Source organism: Roseiarcus sp., assembly GCF_049514155.1.
GTDB lineage: Bacteria > Pseudomonadota > Alphaproteobacteria > Rhizobiales > Beijerinckiaceae > Roseiarcus.
The window spans coordinates 1-4135 of sequence record NZ_JBEKVH010000289.1 but is presented as its reverse complement, the minus strand read 5'-3'; the positions used below and the strand labels follow the sequence as shown (position 1 = coordinate 4135).

The window sequence follows — 4135 nt, the reverse complement described above, 5'->3', positions numbered from 1 at the left end:
CGAAAAGGGACTTTCTCGGCTTCCCGCCCCAGGTGAAGGATGAAATGGGCGTGGCGCTAGGTGTCGCCCAGTTTGGCGGCAAGCATCCTTCCGCCAAGCCGTGGAAAGGGCAGGGCCCGGGCGTTTTCGAGATCGTCGAAGACGATTCGGGCGACACCTATCGGGCGGTCTACGTGGTTCGCTTTCGTGAGGTCGTCTACGTCCTGCACGCGTTTCAGAAGAAGTCGCCCAAAGGGATCAAGACCGCGCGCCCCGACGTCGAACTCGTGGCGCGGCGATTGAGGGTCGCGCAAGAGGATTATGAGGCCCGTTATGGCAAACCGACGCGCAGCTAGTCCGTCCGCCGCGGACGAGACCGTGACCCGCGGCAGCGGCAACGTATTCGCCGACCTCGGCTACGCCGACGCCGAGGAGCGGCAGACCAAACTGCGCCTCGCTTATGCGATCAACGAAATCGTCGCCGCCAAGCGGCTAAGCCAAGGAGAGGCGGCGACTCGGCTCGGCGTCGGTCAGCCGAAGGTCTCTGCGCTCGCCAATTACAAGCTCGACGGTTTCTCGGTCGAGCGCCTGATGATCTTTCTGACCGCGCTCGACCGCGACGTCGAGATCACCATCAAGAAGAAGCCGCGCTCGCGCGGGGCGGGTCGCGTCTCGGTGATCGCAGCGTGATCGGCGGCGGCCTCGGTTCATGAAAGTCGGCGATCTCTTCATCGACGAGGGCGAGATCGTCGAGAATTTCGTGCGGTCGTCCGGCCCCGGCGGGCAGAACGTCAACAAGGTGGCGAGCGCGGTCGAGCTGCGCTTCGACGCGCGCCGGTCGCCGAGCCTGCCCAACGACGTCGCGATCAAGCTGATCAAGCTCGCCGGCGCGCGCGCGACGCAAGACGGCGTGATCGTGATCTTCGCCCAGCGCTTCGCCAGCCAGCCGCGCAACCGCGAGGACGCGCGCGCGCGCCTCGCCGCGCTGATCGTTCAGGCTCAGCATCGCGAAAAACCGCGCCGCCCGACCAAGCCGACCAAGGCGTCGAAGACGCGCCGCCTCGACGAAAAGAGCCGCCGCGGCGTGATCAAGGCGCTGAGGGGCAAGGCGGGGACGGATTAGCTCCTCACCACGTCGCGGAGCCTGCGGCGCGGGCTCGGGCTCGCCGTGGTCGACGAAAACCCGGCGCGAAACGAGAACGTCGCTTGCCAGTCGTCGCCGGTCAGGCCGGCGATGCGCCGGGCCCAAGTCGCGCCTGCGCCGGTCTGGCGTTCGCGGTCGATCATCTCGATCGGCTGGTTGAGCGGCTGCAGCGCCATGCCGCGCAGGGTCGCGTCGAGATGGAGGCGCTGCCAGGCGCGACCGGCGGCGATCGCGCCAGGGCGGTCATAGCGGTCGCGCACGGCGATCAGTCCGGCGACCGGCGCAGTCGGGAGCTGGACGTCGCGGGTCTGGTCGAGCCAGGCCTTATGGCTGGTCTCGGCCGACACCGAAAACAGATGCGCGAAGATCAAGGTGAAGGTCGAGAGGCCGGCGGCGTCGAGCGTCGGCCCGTCGCGATGGACGTCGATCTCGCGCGCGGAGTCGCGGAACCAGCGGTCGCTGTCGGCGATCATCGGCTTGTCGGCGATGATCGCCTCCGTCGCCTCGACGACGGCGGCATCGAAGAGCCGGCGCTGCGGCGAGCCGGCGTCGAACAGCAGCACCTTGACCTCGCCGTCGGCGCCGAGCGCGCGCGCGAAGTCGCGCCATTCGGCGGTCGGCGCCCTCGCGGGATCGTAGGCGTAGCGGTTGGTGTGGCGAAGGGGAATCGCGGCGGCGCGCGGGTCGGGGGCGGCCGCGGCGATCCGCTTCAGCCGCAGCCTCGCCGCGAGGACCGGCTGATTGCGCTCGGTCAGGTCGATGAGCGAACCCGGCGCCGTCTCCAGTTGCGCCGCGTAGCCATTGGCGCCCGCCGCGGTCAGCATGTTCTCGATCGCGCAGCCGAGCCCGAGATGCAGCTCGCGGAGGCAGGCGTCCATTGCGCCGAGATTGCGCGACGCATCGGCATAGATCTCGATCGTGTCGTCGCCGACCGCGAATAGCCACGGCTGCGTATCGTGCGGGTTGGCGGCGATCACGCCGGCGGCGACCAGCGCCAGCGGCGTGTTGCGGATCGACGGGTCGTTCCACAGCGTCCAGGGCGCGTAAGCGTCGCCTTCGGGCAACGGGCGGCCAGCGGCATCGGCGGCGCGCAGCTTTCCTCCTGCAAAAGCGAGAAAGAGCGTGGCGCCGCCGGCGCGCAGGATGTCGCGGCGGTTGGAAGCGAATTGGCTCATTGTCATCTCCATCTGTTCGTCACCGATTGGTGACAAGGCGGGCAAAAAAATCAAACCTCGGGCGCAAGCGCATCACGCTCAGCGTCCGGGCGCGAACGGCGAGATAGTTGATCGCAACGCCAATCAGCATGCTGATCGCTGCGACATCCAGGCCGGGCGGCAGCCGATAGTGTTCGCCGATCCAGGCCGAGGCCTGCAGCGCGCGGCGTTCGCGCACGGCCTCGAGCGCCACCACCAGCGCGGTGCGGTTGGTCAGTTCGGCGGCGAGAACGGCCAAAGTGATCGGCCGCGAACGCAAGGCCTCGGCGTGGCGGCGAAGCATCGTCTTCAACGCTTCCGCCAAGGACGTTCGCGACGGGTCGAGCCCTTCGGTCAGGTCCTCGACCGTCCACCAGAAATCGCTCTTGGCGGCATAGGCGGCATAGACGCCGTCGAGGTCGCCGAAATAGCGGTAGATCAGCACCTTGTCGCAGCCGGCCGCGCGCGCCAGCGCATTGACGCCGACGCCGGCGAGCCCGTCGTGCGCGATGAGCGCGCCGACCGCCGCCAGAATGCGCGCCCGCATCGCGTCGGAGTCCCGGGTCGGGTTGGAGGGCGTTGTCACCATTCGGTGACATATAGCGAAGGAAGCGCAGCTTGTCAAAAGCGGTCACGCCGCTCCGCTGTCCACGTCTGCCCCCCTCGTCCTCGGAAGTCTCGGCGCGTATGAAGGCGTCATGCACGCTCACTTCGTTCTCGCGCACCCTGAACCGCAGTCTTTCAACGCCCATCTCGTCCGCTCCGGATCGGCGGCGCTCGAAGCGGAAGGCTGGACCGTCTCGGCTTCCGACCTTTACGCCATGGGCTTCGATCCGTGCGAGCGCCCCGAGCATTTCGCCGATCGCGGCGATCCCGCGCGCTTCGATCCGCAGTCCGAGCAACGTCACGCCAGCGAAGTCGGCGCTCTGCCGAAGGTCGTGACCGACGAACTGGCGCTGCTGGACCGGGCGGACTTGCTGGTGCTGCAATATCCGATGTGGTGGCATCTGCCGCCGGCGATGATGAAGGGCTGGTTCGACCGCACGCTCGCCTACGGCGAGGCCTACACCAGCAGGAAGCGGTTCGAAAAAGGCCGCTTCGTCGGCAAGCGCGCGATGCTGTCGGTGACGGTCGGCGCCAGCCGCAGCACCTACGAGCACGACGGGCGCTCGGGCGACATCGAGTTGATGCTGTGGCCGGTGAACTTCACGCTGGCCTATCTCGGTTACGAAGTGCTGGCGCCGTTCGTCGCCTATGGCGTCGAGGCGGGCCTGCGCTATTCCGACCCGGCGGCCGTCGAAGCGCGGCTGAAGGCAATCGTCGCCGACTTCCGCGCCACGCTGCCGCGCGTCGCCGAGCGCGCCGTGATCCCGTTCAACCGCATGGCGGAGTGGGGCGAGGACGGCCGCATAATCGCCGGCGCCCCGGTCCATTCGCCGTTCGTCCGCAGAAGACGGCGCCTCGAGTTGGAGTGAGCTGGGCCGCGAGGCGCTTTGTATTGCAGAATGCGCTACAAAGCGCTAGATTGAGTCGCAATGGAGCGTCATGCGATGAGCCGACCCGCGCGCCGAAAAGTCTATCCGCTGTCGATGCGTTTGCCCGAGGCCGACGTCGCCGTGATCGATCGTGCGGCGGCGTTGCGCGGACGTTCGCGCACGGACTTCGTGCGGGAGGCCGCCGTGCGCGCGGCGGAGGCGGCGCTGCTGGAGAATGGTCCGGTGCGCATGAGCGAGAGGGGCTTCGCCGAGTTTCAGGCGGCGATTGCGGCGCCCGCCGAGGCGGCGCCCGAAATGGTCGCGGCGTTGAAGCGCCCGGCGCC

7 protein-coding genes are annotated in these 4135 nt (G+C 68.1%); 5 read left to right on the top strand and 2 right to left on the bottom strand.

Translation table 11 applies throughout. From position 1 onward, the window contains the following. From ABSF49_RS21620 to arfB, 3 genes are all read left to right on the top strand, one after another. Positions 1-335 (top strand): type II toxin-antitoxin system RelE/ParE family toxin (locus tag ABSF49_RS21620; protein ID WP_424114693.1); only part of this gene is annotated, 335 nt, incomplete at its 5' end. A 22-nt stretch (positions 336-357) separates the two neighbouring features. Then, positions 358-669 carry a helix-turn-helix domain-containing protein gene (locus tag ABSF49_RS21615; RefSeq protein WP_424114692.1) on the top strand — a complete coding sequence of 104 codons (312 nt, stop codon included), beginning with the start codon at positions 358-360 and terminating at the stop codon, positions 667-669. A 19-nt stretch (positions 670-688) separates the two neighbouring features. Continuing rightward, positions 689-1102 (top strand): alternative ribosome rescue aminoacyl-tRNA hydrolase ArfB, encoded by a 414-nt coding sequence (arfB, locus tag ABSF49_RS21610; protein ID WP_424114691.1) that lies wholly within the window; start codon positions 689-691, stop codon positions 1100-1102. Here the strand turns inward: arfB and ABSF49_RS21605 are convergent. Together ABSF49_RS21605 and ABSF49_RS21600 are read right to left on the bottom strand one after the other, a co-directional pair. Then, entirely contained in the window at positions 1099-2298 is a 1200-nt protein-coding gene (locus ABSF49_RS21605; protein WP_424114690.1) for a nitroreductase family protein, read from the bottom strand. The genes arfB and ABSF49_RS21605 overlap by 4 nt on opposite strands. A gap of 19 nt (positions 2299-2317) precedes the next feature. After that, positions 2318-2905 carry a TetR/AcrR family transcriptional regulator gene (locus ABSF49_RS21600; protein WP_424114689.1) on the bottom strand — a complete coding sequence of 196 codons (588 nt, stop codon included), beginning with the start codon at positions 2903-2905 and terminating at the stop codon, positions 2318-2320. Between the two features lie 109 nt (positions 2906-3014). On the opposite strand from ABSF49_RS21600, the gene ABSF49_RS21595 reads away from it, so the two are divergent. Both ABSF49_RS21595 and ABSF49_RS21590 read left to right on the top strand, forming a co-directional pair. Next, positions 3015-3791, top strand: coding sequence for an NAD(P)H-dependent oxidoreductase (locus ABSF49_RS21595; RefSeq protein ID WP_424114688.1), 777 nt, complete (start codon positions 3015-3017; stop codon positions 3789-3791). A gap of 75 nt (positions 3792-3866) precedes the next feature. Next, positions 3867-4135: type II toxin -antitoxin system TacA 1-like antitoxin (locus ABSF49_RS21590; RefSeq protein WP_424114687.1), on the top strand; the 269-nt coding region annotated here is incomplete at its 3' end.

Coding starts and splice junctions, on each gene's coding strand:
- ABSF49_RS21595 (WP_424114688.1), top strand. CDS start 3,015: ATGCACGCTCACTTCGTTCTCGCGCACCCTGAACCGCAGTCTTTCAAC.
- arfB (WP_424114691.1), top strand. CDS start 689: ATGAAAGTCGGCGATCTCTTCATCGACGAGGGCGAGATCGTCGAGAAT.
- ABSF49_RS21600 (WP_424114689.1), bottom strand. CDS start 2,905: ATGGTGACAACGCCCTCCAACCCGACCCGGGACTCCGACGCGATGCGG.
- ABSF49_RS21605 (WP_424114690.1), bottom strand. CDS start 2,298: ATGAGCCAATTCGCTTCCAACCGCCGCGACATCCTGCGCGCCGGCGGC.